32 protein-coding genes are annotated in these 22798 nt (G+C 42.0%); 1 reads left to right on the forward strand and 31 read right to left on the reverse strand.

The features are described 5' to 3' along the window. Window positions 1–5 precede the first annotated feature (5 nt). From HGO97_RS18650 to HGO97_RS18795, 31 genes are all read right to left on the reverse strand, one after another. Complete coding sequence (locus HGO97_RS18650; RefSeq protein WP_216244441.1) at window positions 6–2807, reverse strand: CD1108 family mobile element protein; 2802 nt, start codon at window positions 2805–2807, stop codon at window positions 6–8. 18 nt (window positions 2808–2825) lie between these two features. Then, window positions 2826–2936, reverse strand: a complete 111-nt coding sequence (locus HGO97_RS18655; protein WP_118018859.1) for a DUF3789 domain-containing protein — start codon at window positions 2934–2936, stop codon at window positions 2826–2828. Window positions 2937–2952: 16 nt separating this feature from the next. Then, window positions 2953–5409, reverse strand: a complete 2457-nt coding sequence (locus tag HGO97_RS18660; RefSeq protein ID WP_207211679.1) for a VirB4-like conjugal transfer ATPase, CD1110 family — start codon at window positions 5407–5409, stop codon at window positions 2953–2955. Continuing rightward, window positions 5291–5755, reverse strand: coding sequence for a PrgI family protein (locus HGO97_RS18665; RefSeq protein WP_092073132.1), 465 nt, complete (start codon window positions 5753–5755; stop codon window positions 5291–5293). Before HGO97_RS18665 ends, HGO97_RS18660 begins: the two co-directional genes overlap by 119 nt. A gap of 23 nt (window positions 5756–5778) precedes the next feature. Beyond that, window positions 5779–6648, reverse strand: coding sequence for a VirB6/TrbL-like conjugal transfer protein, CD1112 family (locus tag HGO97_RS18670; protein WP_055057307.1), 870 nt, complete (start codon window positions 6646–6648; stop codon window positions 5779–5781). A 12-nt stretch (window positions 6649–6660) separates the two neighbouring features. Then, complete coding sequence (locus tag HGO97_RS18675) at window positions 6661–6876, reverse strand: Maff2 family mobile element protein (protein ID WP_017144663.1); 216 nt, start codon at window positions 6874–6876, stop codon at window positions 6661–6663. A 123-nt stretch (window positions 6877–6999) separates the two neighbouring features. Beyond that, window positions 7000–8859 (reverse strand): VirD4-like conjugal transfer protein, CD1115 family, encoded by a 1860-nt coding sequence (locus HGO97_RS18680; RefSeq protein WP_227597995.1) that lies wholly within the window; start codon window positions 8857–8859, stop codon window positions 7000–7002. Between the two features lie 23 nt (window positions 8860–8882). Continuing rightward, window positions 8883–9374, reverse strand: coding sequence for a PcfB family protein (locus HGO97_RS18685; protein ID WP_109273659.1), 492 nt, complete (start codon window positions 9372–9374; stop codon window positions 8883–8885). 82 nt (window positions 9375–9456) lie between these two features. Next, a complete protein-coding gene (locus HGO97_RS18690; protein ID WP_118440636.1) occupies window positions 9457–10251 on the reverse strand; it encodes an ATP-binding protein in 795 nt (264 codons plus the stop codon). Then, the gene (locus HGO97_RS18695; protein ID WP_216244430.1) at window positions 10251–11069 is read right to left on the reverse strand and encodes a replication initiator protein A; all 819 of its coding nucleotides are present in this window, start codon (window positions 11067–11069) and stop codon (window positions 10251–10253) included. The genes HGO97_RS18690 and HGO97_RS18695 overlap by 1 nt, the downstream gene beginning before the upstream one ends. A 9-nt stretch (window positions 11070–11078) precedes the next feature. Further along, complete coding sequence (locus HGO97_RS18700; RefSeq protein WP_216244431.1) at window positions 11079–11957, reverse strand: replication initiator protein A; 879 nt, start codon at window positions 11955–11957, stop codon at window positions 11079–11081. Then, window positions 11950–12342, reverse strand: a complete 393-nt coding sequence (locus HGO97_RS18705) for a hypothetical protein (RefSeq protein WP_055060295.1) — start codon at window positions 12340–12342, stop codon at window positions 11950–11952. The genes HGO97_RS18700 and HGO97_RS18705 overlap by 8 nt, the downstream gene beginning before the upstream one ends. A gap of 13 nt (window positions 12343–12355) precedes the next feature. Further along, window positions 12356–12754, reverse strand: a complete 399-nt coding sequence (locus tag HGO97_RS18710; RefSeq protein WP_005344165.1) for a single-stranded DNA-binding protein — start codon at window positions 12752–12754, stop codon at window positions 12356–12358. A 13-nt stretch (window positions 12755–12767) separates the two neighbouring features. Beyond that, window positions 12768–13166 carry a hypothetical protein gene (locus HGO97_RS18715; RefSeq protein WP_044921493.1) on the reverse strand — a complete coding sequence of 133 codons (399 nt, stop codon included), beginning with the start codon at window positions 13164–13166 and terminating at the stop codon, window positions 12768–12770. Window positions 13167–13295: 129 nt separating this feature from the next. Further along, window positions 13296–13607: a DUF6050 family protein gene (locus HGO97_RS18720; RefSeq protein ID WP_022068206.1), complete on the reverse strand. Its 312-nt coding sequence runs from the start codon at window positions 13605–13607 to the stop codon at window positions 13296–13298. Beyond that, the gene (locus HGO97_RS18725; protein WP_165853758.1) at window positions 13597–13764 is read right to left on the reverse strand and encodes a hypothetical protein; all 168 of its coding nucleotides are present in this window, start codon (window positions 13762–13764) and stop codon (window positions 13597–13599) included. The genes HGO97_RS18720 and HGO97_RS18725 overlap by 11 nt, the downstream gene beginning before the upstream one ends. A gap of 4 nt (window positions 13765–13768) precedes the next feature. After that, window positions 13769–13903 carry a hypothetical protein gene (locus HGO97_RS24090; RefSeq protein WP_255494039.1) on the reverse strand — a complete coding sequence of 45 codons (135 nt, stop codon included), beginning with the start codon at window positions 13901–13903 and terminating at the stop codon, window positions 13769–13771. Continuing rightward, window positions 13900–14805, reverse strand: a complete 906-nt coding sequence (locus HGO97_RS18730; RefSeq protein WP_055039907.1) for a ParB/RepB/Spo0J family partition protein — start codon at window positions 14803–14805, stop codon at window positions 13900–13902. The genes HGO97_RS24090 and HGO97_RS18730 overlap by 4 nt, the downstream gene beginning before the upstream one ends. Further along, window positions 14795–15580: a ParA family protein gene (locus HGO97_RS18735; RefSeq protein ID WP_015529850.1), complete on the reverse strand. Its 786-nt coding sequence runs from the start codon at window positions 15578–15580 to the stop codon at window positions 14795–14797. Before HGO97_RS18735 ends, HGO97_RS18730 begins: the two co-directional genes overlap by 11 nt. 258 nt (window positions 15581–15838) lie before the next feature. After that, entirely contained in the window at window positions 15839–16924 is a 1086-nt protein-coding gene (locus HGO97_RS18740) for an integrase DNA-binding domain-containing protein (RefSeq protein WP_246597588.1), read from the reverse strand. A 13-nt stretch (window positions 16925–16937) separates the two neighbouring features. Then, on the reverse strand, window positions 16938–17177 hold the full coding sequence (locus HGO97_RS18745) for an excisionase (RefSeq protein WP_014635876.1): 240 nt from the start codon (window positions 17175–17177) through the stop codon (window positions 16938–16940). Window positions 17178–17189: 12 nt separating this feature from the next. Further along, the gene (locus HGO97_RS18750) at window positions 17190–17426 is read right to left on the reverse strand and encodes an excisionase (RefSeq protein WP_050748669.1); all 237 of its coding nucleotides are present in this window, start codon (window positions 17424–17426) and stop codon (window positions 17190–17192) included. Between the two features lie 13 nt (window positions 17427–17439). Beyond that, window positions 17440–17661, reverse strand: coding sequence for an excisionase (locus tag HGO97_RS18755; protein ID WP_014635877.1), 222 nt, complete (start codon window positions 17659–17661; stop codon window positions 17440–17442). Window positions 17662–17757: 96 nt separating this feature from the next. Then, window positions 17758–17979 carry an excisionase gene (locus HGO97_RS18760; RefSeq protein WP_164801383.1) on the reverse strand — a complete coding sequence of 74 codons (222 nt, stop codon included), beginning with the start codon at window positions 17977–17979 and terminating at the stop codon, window positions 17758–17760. After that, window positions 17969–18532, reverse strand: coding sequence for a type II toxin-antitoxin system PemK/MazF family toxin (locus HGO97_RS18765; protein ID WP_216244432.1), 564 nt, complete (start codon window positions 18530–18532; stop codon window positions 17969–17971). The genes HGO97_RS18760 and HGO97_RS18765 overlap by 11 nt, the downstream gene beginning before the upstream one ends. Before the next feature lie 109 nt (window positions 18533–18641). Continuing rightward, window positions 18642–19226, reverse strand: coding sequence for a hypothetical protein (locus HGO97_RS18770; protein WP_003525175.1), 585 nt, complete (start codon window positions 19224–19226; stop codon window positions 18642–18644). Between the two features lie 245 nt (window positions 19227–19471). Next, entirely contained in the window at window positions 19472–19669 is a 198-nt protein-coding gene (locus tag HGO97_RS18775) for a hypothetical protein (protein WP_003525176.1), read from the reverse strand. Continuing rightward, window positions 19666–20397, reverse strand: a complete 732-nt coding sequence (locus tag HGO97_RS18780) for an ImmA/IrrE family metallo-endopeptidase (RefSeq protein ID WP_014635880.1) — start codon at window positions 20395–20397, stop codon at window positions 19666–19668. Before HGO97_RS18780 ends, HGO97_RS18775 begins: the two co-directional genes overlap by 4 nt. Before the next feature lie 19 nt (window positions 20398–20416). Then, a complete protein-coding gene (locus tag HGO97_RS18785; RefSeq protein WP_003525178.1) occupies window positions 20417–20668 on the reverse strand; it encodes a hypothetical protein in 252 nt (83 codons plus the stop codon). A 2-nt stretch (window positions 20669–20670) separates the two neighbouring features. Further along, a complete protein-coding gene (locus HGO97_RS18790; protein ID WP_216244433.1) occupies window positions 20671–20970 on the reverse strand; it encodes a hypothetical protein in 300 nt (99 codons plus the stop codon). 12 nt (window positions 20971–20982) lie between these two features. Continuing rightward, window positions 20983–22218, reverse strand: a complete 1236-nt coding sequence (locus tag HGO97_RS18795; RefSeq protein WP_216244434.1) for a DNA polymerase Y family protein — start codon at window positions 22216–22218, stop codon at window positions 20983–20985. A 148-nt stretch (window positions 22219–22366) separates the two neighbouring features. Here HGO97_RS18795 and HGO97_RS18800 point away from each other — a divergent pair, with 148 nt between their 5' ends. Continuing rightward, a complete protein-coding gene (locus HGO97_RS18800; RefSeq protein WP_216244435.1) occupies window positions 22367–22777 on the forward strand; it encodes a helix-turn-helix domain-containing protein in 411 nt (136 codons plus the stop codon). Window positions 22778–22798 lie beyond the last annotated feature (21 nt).

Raw genomic sequence — 22798 nt, forward strand, 5'->3', positions numbered from 1 at the left:
TTTTCTTACCATCGTCCAAATCCATAGAAATGGCTCTGCCAGTATGGGGAATTGATGGACGTATACTGCACCGGATGTCCACAATGGATCATCTGACCATTGCCTACATAGATTCCGATATGCGTTACCGGCTCCCCTGCGTCGTAAGTTCCAGTAAAGAAAATCAAATCTCCCGGCTGCGCCTCCGACTGGGATACTGGTGTACAAATGTTGTACAGTCCCTGTGCTGTTAATCTTCCTGTATTCCTTACACCAGAGTTTGTCAGACAGTAGCTTACAAATCCGGAACAATCGAATCCACTTGGGGAATATCCACCCCACACATACGGTGTTCCGAGATATTTTGCCGCTTCTTCTAGTAATCGCTGTGCCGCTTCACTGGTGTATTCATTGCCACCAAAACTGGAACCTTCTCCTGTTTCCAGATAAAAGATCGGGTTCAACCGTTCTCCATTTTTTAACAGTTCAATATGAAGATGGCTTCCTGTCGAATTTCCAGTGTTTCCTACCAGACCAATTTCATCACCTTTGCTAACAGATGCTCCTGCAGATACGCTCCGGCTGCTAAGGTGTGCATAGCGAAGCTCATAACCTTTGCTGTCTTTGATAATGACGTAATTTCCATAGCTGTCATTATAAGCAGAAGTTGTAACCGTTCCGGTCAGCCCTGCCATTACTTTTGTCCCTTCCGGTGCTCCGATATCCATACCATTATGAAGCTGATTTGCTCCTGATATTGGATGAATCCTGTATCCATAATAGCTGGTCACACTGGAATACCAGTTAAAATCAACCGGTGTTGCAAACATCTGCAAGTTGCCTTTTGTATCGTTGTAGGCACTGAACAGTTCTTTCTGGAAAAATCCCAGCCTTTCCTGACAGATTGACATCAGGTTTCCACTATTTAAGGTGACATTCAGTACATCTACATCTCTGGTCCTGGTCACTTCCACTTCCTGACTTCCATTATCATCCGCCAGATAACATTCCCATGTCTGATGTCCATGTGCAGATGCTGCCGCATGACTGTCATAATAGACATCAAACTGTACACCGTATCTTGCGAAAGCTCCGGTATCTTCTACAATATATTCGACACCATTCATAACTACCTTTGTTCCCATTGGTACAAACGGATTGGAAGCATCTACCGCTAAGGTATGATTGGCAGTTGGATATGCTCCACTGGCAGTCGGTCCTCCGCTCCAAACACCACAACAGATCGGACAGTTACAATATCCACTGGTCACTACTTGTCCCAAAGATTCTCCAACTCTTACAGTTGCTGTCTCTGTCACAGTCTCATTGACTGCTTCTGTTTCTAACCGATACTGCAATGCAAAAAGAGCATCCAGTTCTGGCTTTACCTGTTCAAAGGTAAATTCTTCATACTTTGCTGACAGATAACTGATCAGGATAAACGGATCATGCTCAATAGGTCCGATGTTATATCGGTATTCCTCATGTCCCGGTTCTTCAGATTCCATGTTGTTGATCCGCTCCTGCAGATTAGCTTCCAGCTGTGTATAATACAGTTCCGCTTCCCGGATTGCCTGATCCGATGACAGATAACTGGTTCCGGTGTAAGTGATCACATTTTGTAAAAACACTGCAGAGCATGACGTGACATTCGTTATGATCAGAAACATCAATCCGATCAGAACTGCTACACTGATATACACCTTCCGGTTTTCTTTAAAGAAGTTGGTGACTTTGCCGCCAATCTTCTTGATATAATCAATCGTACCTTTTGTAGCTGTTCCTACTGTCTGTTCACTTCGCTTCGCTTTGGCATAATCCCGTTTGATCTGTTGCTTCTGAATCTGTTTTTTCAGTTTCTTCTGCTCCTGACGGGTTGCCGCCTGTGTCTGTTTCTCTTCCTGTCTTTCAAGTCTGCTTCTTTTTCTGGATGCCCTCTGTTTCCTGCGTCTGGCACTTCTCTGTTCCAGCCGGTAAACACCTTCGCCGCTTTCTTCTAACTTATGGGCACCTTCTACCGCCGCATTATCGTCTTCATTTTTGCTGATCTCACGGTGCAATGCTACGGAAGTTGCACTTCCTGCTTTCTTGACAACAGAAGCTTTTTCTGTTTTCACAGATTCCCCTTCACCAACCTTCAGGCGGGATTTTTTCTTTCCAGGAGCTTCTCCATCATTTGCCTGATAGACCTGTGCCTTCTTGGAATGCTGCTTTGCTTCCTTCTTCTTTTTGGCTTCCTCATAAGAAAACTTTTTGGCTTTTTCCTTTTGTTTCTGATGTCGGAAATTGACTCCATCCGCATCCATCTGGTTCAATTTCTCCATATCTTTATCATTTTTCACAGAAGCACCCGTTTCCTCATAAGCAAACTTCAAACGCTGTTTTTGTTTTGGCTTTTTGCTGCCACCTGTCTGATTTCTCCGGCTGTCTCCTCTGTTTTCTGAAAGATCCGCACGTTTTTCTTTCAGTCTCCCTGACTGGCTGGCTTCGGATTTTTCTGCAAGTCTGGATTCTTTTCCGACTTCAGCACGGATTCTTTTCCGGTTTTGTTGCTTTCTATTTTGTCCAAAATCCTCACTTTGGTTCTCTGTTCGCATCAGTTCCGGTGCATCTCTGGATTTTTGCACAGAGGGACGAATATTTTTCCCACTCCGTTCAGACTGGCGGGGAGACTTATCCACAAGGTGTTCTTCTTTTTCCCCCTGTTTTCTTCCCATCTGCACATCACTGGCACGGTTACTGACACGAACAGAAGATTTATCTGTCAGGTTTTCTTCTACCAGACCATCCTTTGTCATCTTCTGGACTTTCTTATCCCTGACTTTCATTCTCTGTTCTGCCACTACTTACTCCTCCTTCTTCGGATACCCTTTCCCTGCCTGCAATAAGCAGAGAAAAGCGATGCCGAAAACAGCACCGCCACTAAAAGTTAATACATATGAAATTACTCGTAACATTGTTTTCTCCTTTGATTTAACCTGCTTCAGAGGTCTCCTCTAAGCGGGTTGTCATGATTTTATAGAGGGAATTCTTCGGGAATCTGTCTACAAATGGGATAATGACATTTCCATAGAACAGAAGTCCTTCCCCCTCATTACTGTTGGTTACATAGGACAGCTGGGTTGGTGAGATATTCAGCTGCTTTGCCAGAATCTGCCTGTCTCCGGAAGCCTGGTTCAGCATATAAATAAAATCTGAATTTTCAAATATATTCTCTATCTCCCTGGAAGACAATAAATCTTTTATATTCTGGGTGATTCCAGTTGGAATACCACCCCATTTACGAAATCTCTTCCATATCTCCACACTATAAGCTGCGGTCTGCTCTTCCTTCAAAAGAAGATGGAACTCATCCACATAGTATCTGGTGGACTTATGAGCAGAACGGTTCATTGTTACCCTGTTCCAGACCTGATCCTGAATGACAAGCATCCCAATCTTTTTCAACTGTTTACCAAGTTCCTTGATATCAAAGCAGACAATACGGTTATTAATATCCACGTTTGTCTGATGGTTAAACACATTCAGAGAACCTGTAACATAGATTTCCAACGAAGTGGCCAGTCGCTGTGCTTCCGGCTCTTCCTGTTTTCTCAGAAGGTTGTATAAATCCTCCAGGATTGGCATCTTCTCCGGCACTGGATCGGCAAGATATTCCTGATATACTAACCGTACACAGCGGTCAATGATGGTCTTTTCTACCGGCTCCAGTCCATTCTTTCCTCCAACAATCAGCTCACACAAAGACAGAATAAAATCTGCTTTCAGTGACAGTGGATTATCTTCCTCGGAATAGTTCAGGTTCAGATCCATTGGATTGATATACTGGTCAGATACTGGCGAAACCCGAACTACCTGCCCATACAGTGCCTGCACAAGTGCCGAATATTCGGCTTCTGGATCACAGATAATGATATCGTCTTCCGTGATCAAAAAGCAGTTTGTAATTTCCCTCTTTGCTGAGAAAGACTTACCGGAACCTGGTGTACCAAGAATCAGTCCATTTGGGTTCTTCAGACGCTTCCGATCAACCATGATCATGTTGTTGGATAATGCATTCAGTCCATAATAAAGAGCTTCCCCTTCCTGAAACAGTTCCTGTGTCGTAAACGGCACGAAGATCGCTGTTGAAGATGTGGTAAGCCCTCTCTGAATTTCAATCCGATTGACTCCCAGCGGAATACAGGACATGAGTGCTGCTTCCTGCTGATAATCCAACTGTTTTAAAGAACAGTTATATTTCTGTGCGATTCCCTGCACCTGGAAAATATTATTATCCAGTTTCTGACGCTTCTTTGCTGTATTCATAACCAGAACCGTTACAAGGAACATTCTCTCATTTCTGGACTGCAGATCTTCAAGCAAGTTCTTCGCTTCTTCTCCATAGGTTACAAGGTCCGATGGAAGCACGTCCATATCATAACCGGAACGTACCGCTCGTTTCTGCTCTTCGATCTTCATCTTATCCAAATCTGAAATCTTGCTCTTGATCATCTTGATCGCTGAACTCTGGTCAATAGACTGGATATGGATGTTGACATTAATACTGTCATCTACATCCAGGAAATCTGCAAGCATCCGGTCTGTCAGCTCTGGTGCAAGAATCTGCAGGTAACTTACACTTCCCATCGTTCTTCCCATCAAAAATGTCTGATTCTTGGAAAAGTTAAAGGAAGTCGGTGCAATAAAATCTTTAGTTTTTAATCCAGTTTCCGGCAGCATCTTATACTGGAACTTAAATGGTTCGATCCGATCCTGGTTGAACACATGATACAGAATCTCCAGCCTTTCCAGTCCATTCAAAGAATGTGCCTGTGCTCCCAGAACCTTAAAGTTATTTAAGATATCCGTTTCGATTCTTTCAAGCCTTGGTCTTGCCACCTTCAGGCTTTCTGCTTCGATTCCAAAAGTGATATATTTTGTCTTTACCAGACCATTATTTCCTTTGGAAAGCTGATTTTTCAGCATAGTACGGTACTCTTCACGAATGGCATTGAAGTCATCGTTCTGATCCGGAATATCGATGCTTTTCTCAAATTCTGCCACATCCACCTGCTGATTGATAAAGGACAGCTGCACACTGATGGAAGAATCAAAGTAATTTAAGAAATCACAGTAATTCTCAAATATCGTGGTCTTATCCTCATTTAAAGCAAGCTGATAATTGATGTCATAAAACTGAATTGTCTTGGAGAAAAAGGTCTTTGTCACCTGGCAGATACCATCCTGCAGCATCCGAATATACGGAATACTCTGCTGTGCAGTTGTAGGAATGTTTTTCTGTTTCCTACGGTCCCGTTCCTGTTTCTTCCTACGCTTTTCCTGTTCTCTTTCTTTTCTGCTTTTTTTGTTTTTTCTTTCCTGACGGTTTCTTTTTTCCGCCAGGGACAGACGCTCCTGCTGAGCCTCCTGCTTTGTCTTTTTTGCCATCCGGCACACCCTCCTTTTTTACAAGGGTGGAAATCTCCTGATAAAAATTTTCTGTCTTATATGGTCTTACCGCCGGACAGATAAACTTCTGTCGAATGATATTTGCCACCACTTTTTCAAAGGGAAGCCCGTCTTTTTCATACATCGCCATGAAGAAAAACGGAAGCATGACCGTTACCATCAAAATGGCAGCGATACTGGAACCGATTGGTTTTCTCATGAACAGATAAAACGGAATTCCCACAACTGCGGCAAGTGAAAAGAAAATCAACTGCCGCTTTGTCAGATTTAATGCTACTTTTGTTTTGACCTTGGTAAGGTCTTTTGGTACTGGTACATACGCCATGGTATGCGCTCCTTTCCTGCCCGTTAGTGGGCATTGAATATCGATTTGCTAAGGCTTCCGGTCTTGAATAATGAAAATGCAAGAATCACGGTATAAGCCGCTACTGAAAACATTGCTGCATGAAGGTCACTGGATATGGTCATTGCATTTACTAAAACTGCATAAATTCCCACACAGACCATCATGAAGAATCCCTGAAATGCCAGTGCGAACAAGCCTTTTAAATAGTTGTTTCCGATATTGCCCCATTCCTTATTGGTCATGGTGGCAAACGGAATTGGTGCTATGGAAGTATAAAGGTAAATTTCTATCATTCTTCCGTACAAAATAACGGTTATGATGATTGACAGAATCCGCATGGTAATACTGATCAGCAGCGTTTCCATGGATAGCAGGAACAAATCCCCTAACTCCATATCCTCCAGGGCATCCACAATTCGTGTAATTGCTTCTGTTGCATCCACCGCAGTGTTTCCTGATATCACCCCGGCGGCATTATTGACCACATGTTGGCCAACGTCAAAGACCGCCATCGTGATATTGAACGTATTTGTCACCAGATAAATGGCTACATACGCTTTGAAGATCCAGAGGAAAATGTTATAAGTCTCAAATTCATGGAAATTGTTTTTTTGTGTTACCATCGTGATCAATTCATAGCACAGGACAAAGGTGATGATCAGTCCCGCAATGGGGACGATCACCGTTTGGGATATATTCTGAATCAGATTAAAAATCCCTGCATTCCACCCCTGCGGTGTCTGTCCCACCTGCCCGGCTATGGTTCCCACCTGCTCATTGACAGACGTGAACATGTTATCCAAACATGACTTGATAAGTCCGATCAGGATATCCTTTATCGCTTCCGTAATTCTCTCAATGATGGTGTTCATCTACCACTCCTCTTAAGAGAACAATGTTGCCAGCTGTGGAATCAGGGTAGTTCCCAGCAGCATGATTCCGGCACCAGCCATCAGCTGTTTGATGCCCTGGGACTTAGCGCCGGGATTGTCATTTCCATATCCTTCCAGAAGGTTCACGACACCCCACACACCAAGACCTGCGCCGATTGCGACTACAAGAGTTTTTAAAGTTGTAATTGCGCTGCTAAAAAATGCCATATATTCATAAACCAAAACTGACTTCTTTCAGGTGTTTACGGGAATGAAAAAACACCGACTAAAAAGCCGGCGCACCTAATGTCAGTTATTCCTTTCCTCATTATTTTTCGTTCATTCCCAAGGTTACTCCGACAGTTCTACATGAATCACTTCCACCTCTTCTTCGGGTTTCGGTGTGTACTGTGGATTTAACTCTTTCTCTACTTTGTACCGGTTCTTCTCGTTTTCATCTGCAAGAAGCCGATAGTTTTTGTGTTTCGTGATATCATATTTATCCGAGAAAAATGGTCTGGCACCACGGATCTGCAGGATACATTTTCCTCCATCCATGACTGCAATCTCATCTTCCGTCATCAGCTGTTTGCCTGTTTTCTGGTAGTTCAATCCAAAGGACTTCTGATTACTCCTCGTCTCCGAAGTGTTATACAGGTCAATGGTTTCCTTCCCCAGAAGCTCACTCATTTCCTTTAAGGTGGTTTTCTCTTTGCCACCAAGAAAAAGTGTAGTATCACAGTTGCCCAGAATGGTATCTGCACTATCCTTATACATTGCCTTTAGCTGACTCTGGGACTGCAAAATAATAGAAGCAGAGATTTCCCTGCTTCGGATAGTTGCGATCAGCTTGTCAAACTGAGGAATCTGCCCGATGTTGGCAAACTCATCAGCGATGACACGCACATGCACCGGCAGTCTTCCACCATATACATCATCTGCCTTATCACAAAGCAGATTGAAAAGCTGTGACTGTAACATGGCAATCACAAAGTTGAATGTGGTATCCGTATCGGACATGATCAGAAACAAGGCTGTTTTCCTGTCACCGATCTTATCCAGTTCCATTTCATCGTAAGACATGATCTCACGAAGTTCTGCGATATCAAATGGGGCAAGTCTGGCTCCACAGGATATCAAAATACTTTTCGCTGTCTTTCCAGCCGCCATTTTATATTTTTTATACTGTCTGACCGCAAAGTGCTGCGGATCTCTTTCTTCCAGTTCCTGGAACATCATATCCACAGGATTCTGGTAAGTTTCATCCTCTTCACGGGTTTCGCTTTCGTTCAAAAGATCCAGAAGGGTATTCAGGTTCTTTTCCTCTTCATCCCCTTCATACCAGATAAAAGCAATCAGTGCTGTGTACAGCAATTTCTCTGCTTTCACCCAGAAATCTTCGGAAGCTTTTTCCCCTTCGCCTTTGGTATTCACAATGATTGTTGTCACCAGCTTCAGGATATCTTTTTCAGACCGTATATAAGCAAATGGATTGTAATGAAGGGACTTGGAAAAATTGATGGTATTCAGAACCTTAATCACATATGGCTCATGTACCACTTTTCCAGATTTATCTTTCATGATATTTCCATTCTTATCTTTCTTAGGTGGTCCCTTTGCTAACATCTTCCCGCACTCTTCAATCAAAGTGCCTTTCGGATCTGTAATGACCATGGAACAGTTCATTTGCATGACCGATGGTTTTACAAAAAAACGTGTCTTACCGGAACCACTGCCGCCGATGACCACTATATTTTTATTTCTTGCATACTTTGGCTGTTTAGGTCTACTTTCCATAGTCAATGCTTCTGTTGCTGTCAATGGAATGTTCATCCATGGATCTTCTGACATATAAGGCTTGATATCCTCTGCATTTCCCCATCTGGCTGAACCATACTCGATTCCTTTCCGGAGTTTCTTTGCATCTGCCTGTTTCTGCCAGACCAACACTTTCAGAACGACTGCAACAACAATACCTGCTAGCAGATCTTTCCAGTTATTGCTTAACACAAAACCAGCAAAAATCCGGTCTGCGTGTTCCATTGCATATAATAGTTTGTTCCCCATATCTTCTCCCGGACTGTTCCGGTAAAGAAAAAATGCCCGGTCTGCATAGAAAGCAGCCAGAGCATAAGGAATATTTGTAAGAACCAGTTTCTTTTTATCCAGGGCGGACAGCCTGACCCTGATCTTATTCTTCCATTTTTGCATCAGATTTTTACCGATTTGCTTTTTCATCGGCTCTGCTCCTGATGCCGGTTCTTTACTTTGTCCTTCGATTTCTTTGGCATCATTGCCCGGTAAGCTGCAAGACGCTTATGAATAGAAGGTTTATTCGCTTTTTGAATCTGTTTCTGGGAAAACTCACGGAAAGCAGCATTGAGTGCATCCTGATCACGTCCCTTGAAGAATACCAGATAAACCGGAGGCTCTTTGCTCTTGTCTTTTTTCAGAGCATAATTGATCCCGTATTTTCTGGCATACCGTTCAAAGGACTTGATATTTTTGTCCGTGATCTCGATATTGACCATCCCGGCATTCTGTTTTGCCAGCTCTTTTACCGTGACCTTTCCCTGTTTCGGCTGATTTTTCTGTGCTTTCTTCTCTACTGATTTCTGCTTCTGATGACGCAGATACGCAACAAGAACCTTTTTCAACAGGTCTGCTGTAATCTTAGTAGCCCGAATACAGAACGTGACCGTTTTCTGAGTTACCTCTTCCTGCATGACTTTTCCCTCCTTTCAGCGATTCAACTGCTGTCCAGATCTGTAATCATGGCAATCACCCCCTTTAATAAAAAAAGACAAATTAACCGGTAATCAGGTTCTGCACCTGTACGAGTTTTTCTGTCCCTTCTTCTTTTCTCTTATCTTCTCCACCACAATAGATGGGAACACACATTTCAAGTATTCTACTGTAAATACGCTGATGGGCAGTATCCAAATCTGTGGATTTCATTTCATTCAGTCCCAGATTCGTTGTTATGATCAGCGGAAGCATTTTACAATAGCGGCTGTCTATCACATTATAGACCTGCTCCAAAGCAAACTCAGAATTTCGTTCTATTCCTAAATCATCAATAATCAGCAGCGGATAATCCACAAGATTTTGTATAATCTGGTTCTTATCTGCCTGATAGCTGGTCATTTCATTTAAAATCCTGGAAAAATTCGTCATCATGACACGTTCTCCCTGTTCCAAAAGTGCATTTGCAATACAGCCTGCAAAGAAACTTTTCCCAGTTCCAACTGGTCCCATCAAAAGCAATCCTACATTTTTTCTCTTCATATCTGTCCAGTTTTCTACATACTGCCTGGCAATTAGTGTCTTCTGGTTGCTTCCATTGTCATTTTCAAATTTCCATTCCCAGAATCTTCTTTCCCGAAGTCCGACGGATTTTCTCTGATAAAGCAGCCGCTGTGCTTCTTCCCGCTGCATCTTCTCATCCAGTTCCTGTCTGGCTTTCACCTCGCATTCGCACAAACAGGACACTACATGCTCAAATCCCATCAGACTGACTTTCATCTGTTTTCTTTTTCCACAGATGCCACAATGAAGACATCCCTCTTTGTCCAGATAATCTGCTGTTACTTTATTTTCCATCACAGGCTTTCTCCTTCCTGAAATTCATATTTATCCATTCCTGCCCTGGCTCCATCCCGTTCTGCCCAAAGACAGATTGTTGCAAAATGGTTCTGATATTCTTTTCCACTGGATTTCATATAAACAGAAAGATGATCAATTCGTTTCTGGTAATCCCATGGAAAAAGCATCATCAACTCCCGCAGTTCAGCTTCCGACAGAACAACATTTTTAAATCTCCCATACAGACTGAATTTTTCTTCCAAAGCGGAAGTATTGCCCTTACTCTTATCAGTATGATTCTTTTCAGTCTTATTTATCTTAGTATTACTTCCATCCAGATTCTTGCAGTCCGGACTTCTATTTTTTTGCGTTCCGGACTTCCAGTTTCTTGCAATCCGGATTTCCAATTCTTTGCAGTCTGGATTTCCAGTTTCTGGCGTTCCAGAAGCAACGTATCTTACTGGCTTTCCTCTGATCCGTTTCACAAAATTTTTCACATATATGACAGAAGGACGATTATTCCCCTGCCGATACCGTTCGATCAATCCAATCCCATGCACACTGTCAAGCTCATAAAGAAGCTTTGTCACTGTCGTATGCGACATTCGCAACAGCTCCTGCAATTCTGCGATCGTGTAAATAATATAGACATAACCATCACCGTCAATCCAACCATTTTTCTTGGATAGGCTGATTCGATCAAGCAGAATTCCGTAAAGGAGCTTTGCGTCTGTGGACAGGCTTGCAAACTCTTTTTCTGTGAACAGAGCTTTTGGTATCCGAAAAAAAGAAAACTGGTCAGATTCTTCTGCTCTGAAATATTCAAAATCTGCCATAATATTTTCCTACTCTTCTACATCGAAATCACAATTTGCCGCACTACCTGTACCATGACATAATTCATCAAGCACATAATTGAATGCATTCATCGCCTCTTCCAAATAGATTTTCCTAGCCTCTTTATCACACGCATACATATAGGCAATAAATCCTTCATCATTTCCTATTGCGTGTACCAGAGTCTCCAAAACTTTCATAAATTTCTTTTTTGAACACTTTTTATTCTGCCTGTTCACATATTTCTGAATATCCAGTACTCTATCAGCATTTTCCTCATTCTCTTCAAGAATTCCAAACGCCAGATCCATGCCAAATTCATAGCCATCACAGGAAATCTGATCAACATCAAGCTGTCCCAGCTCATCTCGATAATTTCTTTCTTCCATTGAAGTCAGTGGTGTCCCATATTCATCCAGATATCCCATATCTGCAATTGTTTCCAGAATATCTCTGGATGCTTTCACCATTTTGTCCATAATGATTTCTCTTTCTTCCATCGGCATATTTGCCATAATGCTGTCTAATGTCATCATTGATTCTTCCTCCATCTCATTTTCATAAATATCGTTGATATAAAAGTGGTTTGCTTTTCCATTGTTCGGAATGATACGCACCAGATTTCCAACCTCCACCAGTTCCTGTACTGCCTGATCTACCCCATATCTGGTTGTATTCAGGTCTTTCTTCATTTCACTTTTTGGATAAATTACATACAAATCCCCCTTACCATCTACCCAACCATTCTGCACCGCAAATTTCAAACGATCCAGAAATAAGCTGTATAAAATCTTTGCTGTATTTGACAGATTTTTGTATTTTTCCATCTGGAACAGCACCTTCGGCACCTGCAGACAATCTACCGGCATATACTCCATCTTACTCATTGATTGTTTCCTCCTTCTGTTTGTACAGCACTTCGGCTGAATTAATATTGATTTCCAACATCCCTACAAATACCTGATAGTACAGAAGGCATATCTGTTCATCCTCTCTTGCCAGATACAATCCTTCCAGTTCATCGGACGGATGTTTCATTCCATATACTGCCTGACAAATATCATGGATTTTCTCACATTCCACACTTCTAAGATGCTGCTCCAAGGTGTGGTTAAATCTCTGCCAGTCCTCCAGTTTCTGATTTACTGACATCATGCACTGGAACAGTTCCGCTGCTTCACATGCTGCTGACAGCACTACATTTTTGTTATTGATACTTCCATCGGCATTTTTCATATGCCCTACCATATACGCCTGATCTACTGAAACCATCTTTTATCCTCCTCTATCTAAACGGCATTTCTTCTTCCATGCCCTCTGGGATCTCTAAGAACCCTTCCGCATCTTCTGGAAACGGTGGTCTGTCAACCATTTTTGCACCTGCGAATTCAATCCGGTTTGCATACACTTCGGTGGTATAAATCTTTTTCCCGGTATCCTTATCTTCATAATTACCTGTGACAATCTCGCCTTCCACCATGACCTTCGTGCCCTGCATCAGATAATCTCTGGCAAATTCTGCTTTCTTTGCAAAAGCCTTTACCGGAATGAAACTGACTTCATCGGAATAATTTCTTCTGACTGCCAGAACAAACTTGGCAATCTTATGAAGTCCTTTTTCATTCTCCACTTCGTTGTATCCGGGATTTCTTACCAATCGCCCGGAAATAACTGTTGTATTCATTGGCTTAACCCTCCTATGCTTTCATTGATTTGTAACAGATGCCGATACATGGTCCACATTTTCCATAGGCACATCCGTAACATTCATCTTTTTCCAACTCTTCTTGCTTCATTTCATCGGCAAACATTCCTAACAGTGTTGTATAAATCTTTTTCATTGCAAGGAACTTTTCTTCTGCTTTTTCCATCTTCTCTTTATAAAATGGGATCAGTTCACGAAGAACTGGATGGAAACGTTCATTTTCATCATCCCAGGCACAGGTTTTCATCATACAACGTGGCTGTTTCTCATAATTGCCCAGATAATACGGGCAGAACGTACAGCCTCTTTCTTTAACAATTTCCACCGGAATTACTGGCATCTGACTTTTGATTTCCTTAGTTACATGCTTACTTTCAATTCGCTCTCTCATATTAAAAATCCTCCAAGAATATATATTTGCAAAAGGGACTTCCCCTGAATTGCCTGGTTTTAAGCACAAAAAAAGAGGCAGACTTACGATTTTTGTTTTCGCAAGCCTGCCTCTTATCAATCTAATATTCTATTTTCCAATGACATACCGTATAAACACGTATATCGCTCTAATCACATACACTGGAATCATGATGCTTCCAATCAATGCTCCAATGATGACACTTAATGCAGCCATCCCAAGTGTTGCTGTGGTATCCATTCCTCTCGGAATCAGAATCAACCGCATTTTATGTATTCCAAATGGAAGTCCAGCAATAAATACCCACCAGAACCAATCCGTCTGTCCACTGACCTTCATAATTGTTTTTGTCATCCAAAACCAGAATACCATAAATGCCAGTGGCAGAATCGATTTTTTAATTACATCTTCAATCGTCATCTTTTTTCTCCCTCTGTCTGATTCCTTCCGCCACCTCCCGATTAAGGTTTGCCAATATTTCTCTAACCACAGGAGAATCCAATCGAAAGGTTTCCAGATCTTTCTCCGTAAGCTCCCTTCCGTTCGCATCATATCTTCGTACAATTTTCAAAGCCATACTTTCACTTCCTTCCTGCTGATAATCCTAATGTTTTCAACAAATGTTTAAACTTCTCTCTTTTTATCCGTTTAACACGTATCTTTTCTATCTTTTTCAGATAGACTTGTATTCTCCTTGCCATATCTTCATTGCTCATTCTTTACCCTCTCTTTCTGCCCACGATGCCAGAAGCATAAATATAATTTCTTCCATCTGAGTCTTTGTATATGTATCTGGAAAATATTGTTTCAATTTCTTCGCCGGAATCTGCACCTGAACTTTTTCAGTACTTTCATTCATGCAAATCTGGTCAATTTCTGAATACGTCAACATCCGCTCTTTTGAAATCTGCTTCAATTCCTTTGCCTGCTTCATGGAAGGTACCATATTGTGATTACTCATATACTGAAATAATATCTGCTGCTCTTCAGTTCTCAAATAAGAAAGTTCAACAGCTGTGTTAAAGGGAAGCTTCTTCTCGTCTGCCAATTCTAATAGCTCTGCTACTAACTCTGTCAGATGAATATATCGAAGAATCTGTCTGGAACTATCTCCTGTATTCTGACTGACTTCTTCTGCCGCCAACTTCTTGCCAACTTGGCAAGAAGTTAAATCAGATCGTTTTCCCTGACGCTTTAACGCCTCATATTTCATTTTATAAGCAAATGCCTTTTCGCTGATCAGCAGCTCTTCTCGTTGAATGTTGGAATCTACCATAATCACCGTCGCTTCATCATCTGTAAGATCTTTGATGATAACCGGCATTTTCTCTAGTCCAGCAAGTTCACATGCTCGTTTTCGCCGATGACCAGCTACCAGCTCATAACCACCAGACTCTCTCAACCGCACAATACCAGGAACCAACACGCCATATTGTGTAATGCTTTCTGATAATTCTTCCATTTTCTTATCATCTTTTACTTGAAACGGGTGATTTGGAAATGGATGAAGGCTTCCTATTTTTATCTCGCAAATTCCATTGTTTGTTTCTTCGTTTGTTCCAAACAACGCATCAAGTGGCTGTAAGGAAATGGGAGTTGCTCTTTTTTTAGATGGCATCTTCTAGCACCTCCTCCGTCACTCTCCGATAAGCCTCTGTAGCTTTGCCTTTCGGATCATAAGAGAAAATACTCTGTCCTTCTCTGACTGCTTCCTTCATTCTTACAGAAAATGGAATATAATTATCAAAGATATGAATTTGACTTCCATATACATTTCTGAGAAGTTCCATATTATTTCTGGCATCATTTGTATGCGCATCGACCATCGTGAACAGAATCCCACCGACTTGCAACTTCGGATTAATCTGCTTACGAACCTTACCGATCGTTTTTAACAACTGCTGCAAGCCTTTGATTGGCAGGTAGGACGCTTCAACTGGAATGAGGACTTCATCTGATGCAGCCAGCGCATTGATCGTAATCATTCCCAATGATGGCATACAGTCAATAATGACTGCATCATATTGATCCTTGATACCATATAAAATCTGTTTCAATACATATTCCCTGCTCATTGCATTTACCAACTGTACTTCCGTACCTGCCAGTCCAATGTTAGAACAGATAATATCTATTCCCTCTGCCTGATGTCTGATATAACAGTCTGAAGGAATATCTTCATCTTTCATTACTGCATCCATAAGAGCTGTAAGTGTTTCATTACTGTCATCACAATCACGATATCCAAATCCTGCGGATACATCAGACTGTGGATCGGCATCTACAATCAACACTTTCATATTCTTTTGTGCTAATCCTACTGCTAAATTAGCTGTACATGCGGATTTTCCCGTTCCCCCTTTTTGGTTTACAATAGAAATAATTCTAGCCATTTTTCATCACCTTTCATCGTCGTCAATCAAAAAGAGGACTGAATTAGACAACCGGAATCTATATTCCATGCGAGCTAATTCAGTCCTATAATTACAATAATTCTGTTGTTTTTACTCTTGTCTTACACAAATCCATTTCCAGTCTGGATCTGTAATAATTCATATTCTGGAATGACAGCGCTGCCTTATTTTTCCCTTTTTCAGGGAGTTAAAAATAAGGACTAAATTAGTGCAACCCCTTGTATTTACTGGAGTTTTCTAACTTGTCCTTATTATAACTCGACCATGGCAGCTAAAATGCGGGAGCAATACTTCTGCATTTTCATCTTTCAACAACTGCTCGTCGTTACAGTCACGAATAATACGGCGAATTGCTTTGTTGAGGGTTGCCTGGTGTTGCGGCTGTCCGAAACGATTGATAAAGATAAAATCGGTGTATCCGTCAACAGTCGCTTCACAATGAAGGTCAAGCAATTCCTGTCTTTCTTTTTCCATTAAAAATGCTTCTTTGACGAAACCGAGCATAGGCACTTTTCTTCTTCCTGCCGGGGTTTTGGTCGTATTAACATTGAAGTAACAGCCACGCTTACTGCCCTCGGTACGGTGGTCATAGTAAACCAGCGTGTGGTTCACATCAATGATACCTTCTTCCAAATCAATATCGCACCATCTTAACCCTGTAACCTCTCCAACACGAAGTCCCGTACCAATCATAACCGCAAACACCGGATACCAATACTTTGATGTCGGAGAGTTTTTCAGATAGTCAAGAAACAACTCTTGCTCCGGCTTTGTTAAGGCTCTACGCTTCTCGGTCTGAAAACAATGGGACTGTTTCAACTCTTTAAGCACATTGTTTGACGGGTTATTCCTGATGTAGTCATCATCGACCGCCATATCCAAAATCTGATGGAGAACCGTATGAATATTATCAATGGTTGCCGGCTTCAGATGGCGTTCGTCTGCAAGGTAATTATAGAACCTCTTTATATCTGTTTTTCTCAGAGAAGATACAGTCTTTGAGCCTATCTGATGACGGACAAAGGTCTCATACATATACTTGTAGTTTTCAAAGGTGTTGTTTTTCAGTCCTCGCTTCAAATCCTTCCAAAGCTCATATATGTCATTGACCGTTGTGTAACGAGCTTCTGCCTTAATGCCATCGCTCTTGTCTTTTGCGATTTGTTCCTCTTTGTATCGCAGTTCATCAAGTGTCTTGGCATACACATAACGCCTTTTGTGGTTGGCGTCCGTCCAACTGAAATGGTATGTACCATCGGCTCTCTGTGATTCGCCTGTACGAAGCACTACTCTTGATTTGTCTTTTCTTTTTGTTCTTGGCATAATTTTTCCTCCCTTAAATGCGAAATTGCTTATCAAGATAATCAATAAATTTGTCTCGGATTACACAGACCTGAACACCGTTAGTGACAGCAAAGGGACAATCACCCTTCATTATGATTTGCCTGATTTTTGTCCTACCTATACCGGTGTACTCGGCTGCTTCCTCAACAGTTAGTACATTCTTCTCCCAAAAGGGAGCTTTTTCTTTACGCTTTTCGAGTAAGGCTCTGTAAGCTAAAACACCGTTGTCCATAAGCCCTCCTTCCTATATTGAGTACATTTTCTCAATGTACTCATCAAAAACTCGTCTCTTAATCATTCGTCTGTTTCCTACCCACAGCACGAACGGACATTTTTCTTGGCTTGTCATCTCATAAAGTTTGTCTCTGCCTATGCCTGTGTAAGCGGTCGCTTCATCAATCGTAAGGTAAGGCTTAACCCAAACCGGCACGGTTTCCACCCGATTGCCTGGATTATTCAATTCAGTCTGCTTATTTCCCATAACACCACCTCCGTCAGAGGGAATACTGCGATGACAGGTATTCCTCAAATTGTTTTCTTTTAATCAATCGCTTTGCTCCGTTCCAAAGAACGAAAGGACAATCTTCGCTATTCGATAGTTCTTTTATCTTTGATGTGCCAATGCCCGAATATTCCGAAGCTTCTTCAACCGTAAGATTCATTTTCTTCCAAATTGGGACACTCGGCATATTGGATTTAAGCTGTTTGTCAGACATACGCTGTAACCTCCTTCCTTTGGTGATTACAGCATACTCAAAAGTCTGCGGTAAGCCAATTATGCGAATCGGCTCATCGCAGACTTGACTTTTTTCTTAAATCGAGTATTGCCTTTCGATAAATTCGTCAAAGACTTTCCTTTTAATCATTCTTCTGCTACCAATCCAAAGAACAAAAGGACAATCCTGACTTTCCGTCATTTCATAGAGTTTTCCCATTCCAATACCGGAATAAGCTGCCGCCTCCTCAATAGACAGGTTTGGTTTACACCAAAGAGGAATATCGTAACGCTTCTTCTTTTCACAGCTATTTGACATTCCTGCACCCCTTTCCTTTGACCGAGGTGCGTTTGTCATAAACGATATAATCCCAACCGCCGTTATTACACTTATCGCAGTTGTCTTTGCTTTTAGCAAAAGGGTCAAGACGCCTGACAATATAATTTGGGTCGTGGATATAGTCGCTCAGGCACTTGGGACATAAGCAGCGAACATCTCCGTTTCTGTCTGTGTTGTAAATCCATAAACCGAAAGTCTTTTTAAGAGCTGCGTTAATTTGCTTCCAAAGCCTTTCGTCGTTTACCGAACCAATGTAGTCTGTCAGTTCGTCCTTATTGACGGTTTGTATCTGTTCAAGAAGAACCATTGACGGCTTCTTCAGACCGAAGTCCTCACCCAAAATGATGTGTGAAGGAAGATACTTCTTTTTCATCACAGCCGTAACAGCAGCAACAATAATTGTCGGAGCATTTGCATTAAAGTTGTCCGCCTGAATTACCATTACAGGTCTCTCTCCCGACTGGACAGACCCCTCTCTTTTTCCAAAATCGTAGTAGAATAAATCTCCACGCTGAATTTCTTTTCTCTGCATATATGTATAACCTCTCTGTTCATTTAGTTTTGAAAGTGCATTTCTTATCCGGAATTGAAATAACCCCTTCACTCATTTGGACAAAGGGGGTCAAAATGCACACCCAAAATCAGAGGTTTTCATAAAATTTCTTGAAATTTTTTCTTGCGGCAGCAATCGACTTATCTACAACGCTGTAATATACGCCTTCTTCCTTTGCGATTTTTCTTGAACTCATACCTAATAAAATCGCTTTAATCAGTCTTTCTCTCTGAACAGGTTTCAGCATTTCCAATACCTTTCTGACTTTCGCAATTTCTAACTGACGGAGCTGTTCCTTTTCTTCCTCAATCCGTTCTTCCTCCGCTTGCTCAAACGGGTCAACAAACGGAGTAATCAGTTCCCGGTGGAATTGTTCAGAGATGTCATCTTCATACCCATACACATCGATTGTTCTTTTTGCTCGCTTTTCGTACTTATCGTTGTTTCTGTATGACTCGTCAATCACTTCGCCCTGAGCCATAGAAAGCAGAATGAACGGAGTGTACCGACGGATAACATCAGGGTATTTAACCCACAATTCTTCTTCCGCCAGTTCTGTCACAATCGCCCATTTCTCTGTGCCGGTGTAGCCGTGATATTCATACCGCAGGTTAATGAGCTTGCAGTCGTTCGCAAATAATAATTCCTGTTGTTCTAATGTAAGTTTTGTCATTGTCGTAATCTCCTTGAATTTGAATTTTTGAATTTGGTTGAAATCAAAAATTCGGAGATTACGGATACTTGGCGATATATGCCAGCCACTTATATGTCACGGTCTTGCTCCTTTCGGGAGCTACAAAAAAAGCCGGACACCAAGAACATTAGGATATTTCTATCCCTTAATTCTCAGCGTCCGGCAATTTGATGACTCAGGAGCTTTCGCTCAAGGACTCGTGGCTCGGTACATCTGCCCGATATTTAATTGTTCGCTCTGTTATTACTTCTTGTTAATCTGTACTTGACCGTTCCCTTGCGGAGGGACAGGTCAACCTCTACTACTCTGTGGCAGTTCGGACATTTCAGTTCAATAACACCTGTTGTCATTGTTACCTTGTCAAAAATACGCCAGCCACAGTTTTTGCACCTTACGATTATCTTTTGTTCCAACGATTTCATAGCTCGCTCACCTCCGGATAAACCGTAACCAAATCAAAAGGATTATCAAGATACTCCTTTTTCAGTAGTCCGAGCTGTTTCATTCGTATGGCAAGTGCTTTTTTTGAACACCCTAAAAAATCGGCAAGTGCGTCAAACCTTTTATATACGCCCGGAAAGTATATCTTGTTTAGACACTCAATCTTTTCTCCAAGACTGAACAGATACATTCCCTGCTTTATAAGGTTTTCGGGAAGAAGGATAGCTGCTCCAAGCGTATTTGCCTGCCATTCCTCCCAATCGGATATAGGCTTATTCCTCTCGGAATTTGCCTTGTAATAATGTACTCCGGCAGATTTCTGTGTCACGCCGTAATCATTCGGGAACAACATCTTGAATATCTGATGGCTGCCCTCGTGCATTAAGGTGAAATTCTTTCTGCCTTTCAGCTTGCTGTCAAAGTTCAAGTCCTTTTCCACGAGAACGGTTTTCCCGTCCAAAAAGAAAAAGGCTTCGTTATCATCATCTTCAAATACCTGAACACCCATTTCCGTAAATGAGGTCATTCCGAGAATACTACCGTCATAGGATAGGTGCTGGTATTCGACATTCAATCCGAGAACCTTCTCCAAGAGAAGCTCCGGGTCAATTCTGTATATTTGTGTGTTGCGGACATCGGGAAGTGCCATATATGCCTGAACATACTTGTCGGCAATCGCTTCGATGTCAAATCTCGATAAATGTTTCAAGTTACAAAACCTCCTACCATTAGGATTTTGCTTCTACAAACCACTTTCCGTTTTCTTCGTCGAACAGAAATGTGGGCTTGCCGCAAATCTGTACCGTGTAGCGGATACCGGTTCCTCCGACTTTGGTGGAAGCCGCACGGCATTTCTGAATTACACGGTCTATCTCATATTTTTCGTCATTCTCAAACTTGATGAAGTTCGGACGAGCCGTTCCATCAGGTCTGTGTGTTACATTTACTTCAACATAAACTTTTCTTCTTTCGGATTCCATTTTTATACCTCGTAATTTCTCAAAGTCAAAACTAATCTTCCCAAGTGCTTGTATCCGTCGATGTTCTTATCCGACACCCTGTACTTGGGTCGGTCACTTCCGGCAGTATTGATGTAACAGGAAAGCCTTCCTTTCTTAAAGCGTTTTTTCCGGTCAAAGAAAAGAAACATTCCCTCATATATACCGTAGTCGGTAAAATGGTTTCCGCCGTCCGCACGGAAGATAACAATATCTTCGCTGCACCCCTGCAAAAAACAGTCGGGTATCGTAACATAAGCCGTAACCTCTTTTTCGTCAATCACATTTAGACCTCCTTAACCAACCATACCTGTCGGCATAGTGATCTCGGCTTTTTCCGGTGGTAGCCGCAAGTTCTGACACAGAACCCCATTCCTTATGCTGTCCTTTCCGAAACGCCGTCTGATTTCTTCAACACACTTTTCCATTCGCTCCAATTTGTCCTGTTTGGCAGCGTCCATAAACATATCAATTTGACGGGGCGTGTCTTGTGGAACAAGATTTATGGCTTGTACCGTCACAGAACGGATAGGGTTATTCCACCCATATCTTTTTTCAAACAACTGAAAAGCGGTCTTTGCAATAATCATCGGAGACTGTGTAGGAAGTGCAATCTTCGTCTGCCATTGCCTTGTATTGAGCGTGTTGTCTCTAATATGTATTGCGACACCTTCTGCACTCAGTCCGTGAACACGGAGCTTGTGTCCGATGTCTTGGGTTAATTCGAGAAACACGGGCCACACCTGCTCCGGTTTCTCTAAATCTGCTACTGTAGTTATACCGTGTCCTACACTTTTTATAGGGGAAACGAAGTCTTTCTTGGCAACAAGGGAAAGGTCGTTGCCGTTGGCATAGTTCCATAAAACTACTCCGTTCTTTCCTAATCTTCTGCGTAAGAACTCAGGGTCGGTATTCGCTAAATCCCCGATGGTACGAATACAATAGCTGTCAAGCACTCGCTGGGTTGCCCGTCCTACACCGAGCAGGTCAGCGGCAGGAAGTCCCCAAATCTTTTCTTTGAATGTGTCCTTTGGTATTACGGTTACTGCGTCCGGTTTCTTCATATCCGAGCCGAGCTTCGCAAATATCTTATTAAAGGAAACACCCACAGAAATCGTCAAGCCGAGTTCAAACTTCATTGTTTCACGAATTTCATTTGCCACCTTTTCCGGCGAACCGAAAAGGCTTTCCGTCCCGCTAATATCCAACCAACACTCGTCCATACCATACGGTTCAACTTGGTCGGTATATCGCTCATAAACGCTTCTCGCAAGCTTTGAGTATTTGATATACTCCTCATAATGGGGCGGTACTACAACCAAGTCCTTGCACTTCTGTTTAGCCTGCCATACTGCGTCCCCGGTTTTCACATCAAAAGCCTTTGCTTTGTAGTTCTTTGCAAGCACAATACCGTGTCGCTCCTCCACAGAGCCGCAAACAGCAATCGGATATTTTTTCAATGCGGGGTCGAGCATACATTCGACGCTGGCATAGAAGTTATTCATATCACAATGAAGTATGCTTCGTAACATTTTTTGAACCCCCTTGACATTTTGGGTAGTTTGGTGTACACTATGTGTAGTTCAACTTCCCAATTCATATTATATACACTTCAACTGTACTTGTCAAGAGCAAATGGGTAGTTCAACTGTAAATATTCTTTTAAGGAGTGAAATCACAATGACATTCGGTGAAAAAGTCAGGGCTGAAAGAACAAAGCTTGGTATGAGTCAAGATGAGTTGGCAGCTAAAATCGGCGTAACCCGACGCATAATTGGTTCTTATGAAAATGATAAATCCCGTCCGAGAGGAATGGAAAGATACAAGAAGCTGGCAGAAGCATTAAATGTAAATGTGAATTATCTGCTGTCTGAGGATGACGCTTTCATCGCCGATGTAGAGGATAAATACGGACGCAGAGGAGCAAAACAGGCTCAGGAATTGCTTGCAGAAGTCACCGGTCTGTTTGCCGGCGGCGAAATGGCTGACGAGGATATGCGTGAAATGGTAGACGCCATTCAGGAAGCATATCTCATCGCTAAGAAAAACAATAAAAAATACACCCCGAAGAAATACCGCAAAGACGAGTAATCCTCGAAGTGAACTAAGTCC

The sequence above is a fragment of the Faecalicatena faecalis genome (genome assembly GCF_012524165.2).
Classification (GTDB): domain Bacteria; phylum Bacillota; class Clostridia; order Lachnospirales; family Lachnospiraceae; genus Faecalicatena_A; species Faecalicatena_A faecalis.

Coding starts and splice junctions, on each gene's coding strand:
- HGO97_RS18705 (WP_055060295.1), bottom strand. CDS start 12,342: ATGGTTTCAGTAGATCAGGCGTATATGGTAGGGCATATGAAAAATGCC.
- HGO97_RS18655 (WP_118018859.1), bottom strand. CDS start 2,936: ATGTTACGAGTAATTTCATATGTATTAACTTTTAGTGGCGGTGCTGTT.
- HGO97_RS18725 (WP_165853758.1), bottom strand. CDS start 13,764: ATGGCTTTGAAAATTGTACGAAGATATGATGCGAACGGAAGGGAGCTT.
- HGO97_RS18660 (WP_207211679.1), bottom strand. CDS start 5,409: ATGGCAAAAAAGACAAAGCAGGAGGCTCAGCAGGAGCGTCTGTCCCTG.
- HGO97_RS18745 (WP_014635876.1), bottom strand. CDS start 17,177: ATGGACAACGGTGTTTTAGCTTACAGAGCCTTACTCGAAAAGCGTAAA.
- HGO97_RS18795 (WP_216244434.1), bottom strand. CDS start 22,218: ATGTTACGAAGCATACTTCATTGTGATATGAATAACTTCTATGCCAGC.
- HGO97_RS18755 (WP_014635877.1), bottom strand. CDS start 17,661: ATGTCTGACAAACAGCTTAAATCCAATATGCCGAGTGTCCCAATTTGG.
- HGO97_RS18695 (WP_216244430.1), bottom strand. CDS start 11,069: ATGGCAGATTTTGAATATTTCAGAGCAGAAGAATCTGACCAGTTTTCT.
- HGO97_RS18670 (WP_055057307.1), bottom strand. CDS start 6,648: ATGAACACCATCATTGAGAGAATTACGGAAGCGATAAAGGATATCCTG.
- HGO97_RS18710 (WP_005344165.1), bottom strand. CDS start 12,754: ATGAATACAACAGTTATTTCCGGGCGATTGGTAAGAAATCCCGGATAC.
- HGO97_RS18700 (WP_216244431.1), bottom strand. CDS start 11,957: ATGAGTAAGATGGAGTATATGCCGGTAGATTGTCTGCAGGTGCCGAAG.
- HGO97_RS18800 (WP_216244435.1), top strand. CDS start 22,367: ATGACATTCGGTGAAAAAGTCAGGGCTGAAAGAACAAAGCTTGGTATG.
- HGO97_RS18730 (WP_055039907.1), bottom strand. CDS start 14,805: ATGCCATCTAAAAAAAGAGCAACTCCCATTTCCTTACAGCCACTTGAT.
- HGO97_RS18685 (WP_109273659.1), bottom strand. CDS start 9,374: ATGCAGGAAGAGGTAACTCAGAAAACGGTCACGTTCTGTATTCGGGCT.
- HGO97_RS18735 (WP_015529850.1), bottom strand. CDS start 15,580: ATGGCTAGAATTATTTCTATTGTAAACCAAAAAGGGGGAACGGGAAAA.
- HGO97_RS18680 (WP_227597995.1), bottom strand. CDS start 8,859: ATGCAAAAATGGAAGAATAAGATCAGGGTCAGGCTGTCCGCCCTGGAT.
- HGO97_RS18740 (WP_246597588.1), bottom strand. CDS start 16,924: ATGCCAAGAACAAAAAGAAAAGACAAATCAAGAGTAGTGCTTCGTACA.
- HGO97_RS18650 (WP_216244441.1), bottom strand. CDS start 2,807: ATGAAAGTCAGGGATAAGAAAGTCCAGAAGATGACAAAGGATGGTCTG.
- HGO97_RS18675 (WP_017144663.1), bottom strand. CDS start 6,876: ATGGCATTTTTTAGCAGCGCAATTACAACTTTAAAAACTCTTGTAGTC.
- HGO97_RS18750 (WP_050748669.1), bottom strand. CDS start 17,426: ATGGGAAATAAGCAGACTGAATTGAATAATCCAGGCAATCGGGTGGAA.
- HGO97_RS18720 (WP_022068206.1), bottom strand. CDS start 13,607: ATGACGATTGAAGATGTAATTAAAAAATCGATTCTGCCACTGGCATTT.
- HGO97_RS24090 (WP_255494039.1), bottom strand. CDS start 13,903: ATGAGCAATGAAGATATGGCAAGGAGAATACAAGTCTATCTGAAAAAG.
- HGO97_RS18785 (WP_003525178.1), bottom strand. CDS start 20,668: ATGGAATCCGAAAGAAGAAAAGTTTATGTTGAAGTAAATGTAACACAC.
- HGO97_RS18775 (WP_003525176.1), bottom strand. CDS start 19,669: ATGAAATCGTTGGAACAAAAGATAATCGTAAGGTGCAAAAACTGTGGC.
- HGO97_RS18770 (WP_003525175.1), bottom strand. CDS start 19,226: ATGACAAAACTTACATTAGAACAACAGGAATTATTATTTGCGAACGAC.
- HGO97_RS18665 (WP_092073132.1), bottom strand. CDS start 5,755: ATGGCGTATGTACCAGTACCAAAAGACCTTACCAAGGTCAAAACAAAA.
- HGO97_RS18690 (WP_118440636.1), bottom strand. CDS start 10,251: ATGGAAAATAAAGTAACAGCAGATTATCTGGACAAAGAGGGATGTCTT.
- HGO97_RS18760 (WP_164801383.1), bottom strand. CDS start 17,979: ATGTCAAATAGCTGTGAAAAGAAGAAGCGTTACGATATTCCTCTTTGG.
- HGO97_RS18765 (WP_216244432.1), bottom strand. CDS start 18,532: ATGCAGAGAAAAGAAATTCAGCGTGGAGATTTATTCTACTACGATTTT.
- HGO97_RS18715 (WP_044921493.1), bottom strand. CDS start 13,166: ATGAGAGAGCGAATTGAAAGTAAGCATGTAACTAAGGAAATCAAAAGT.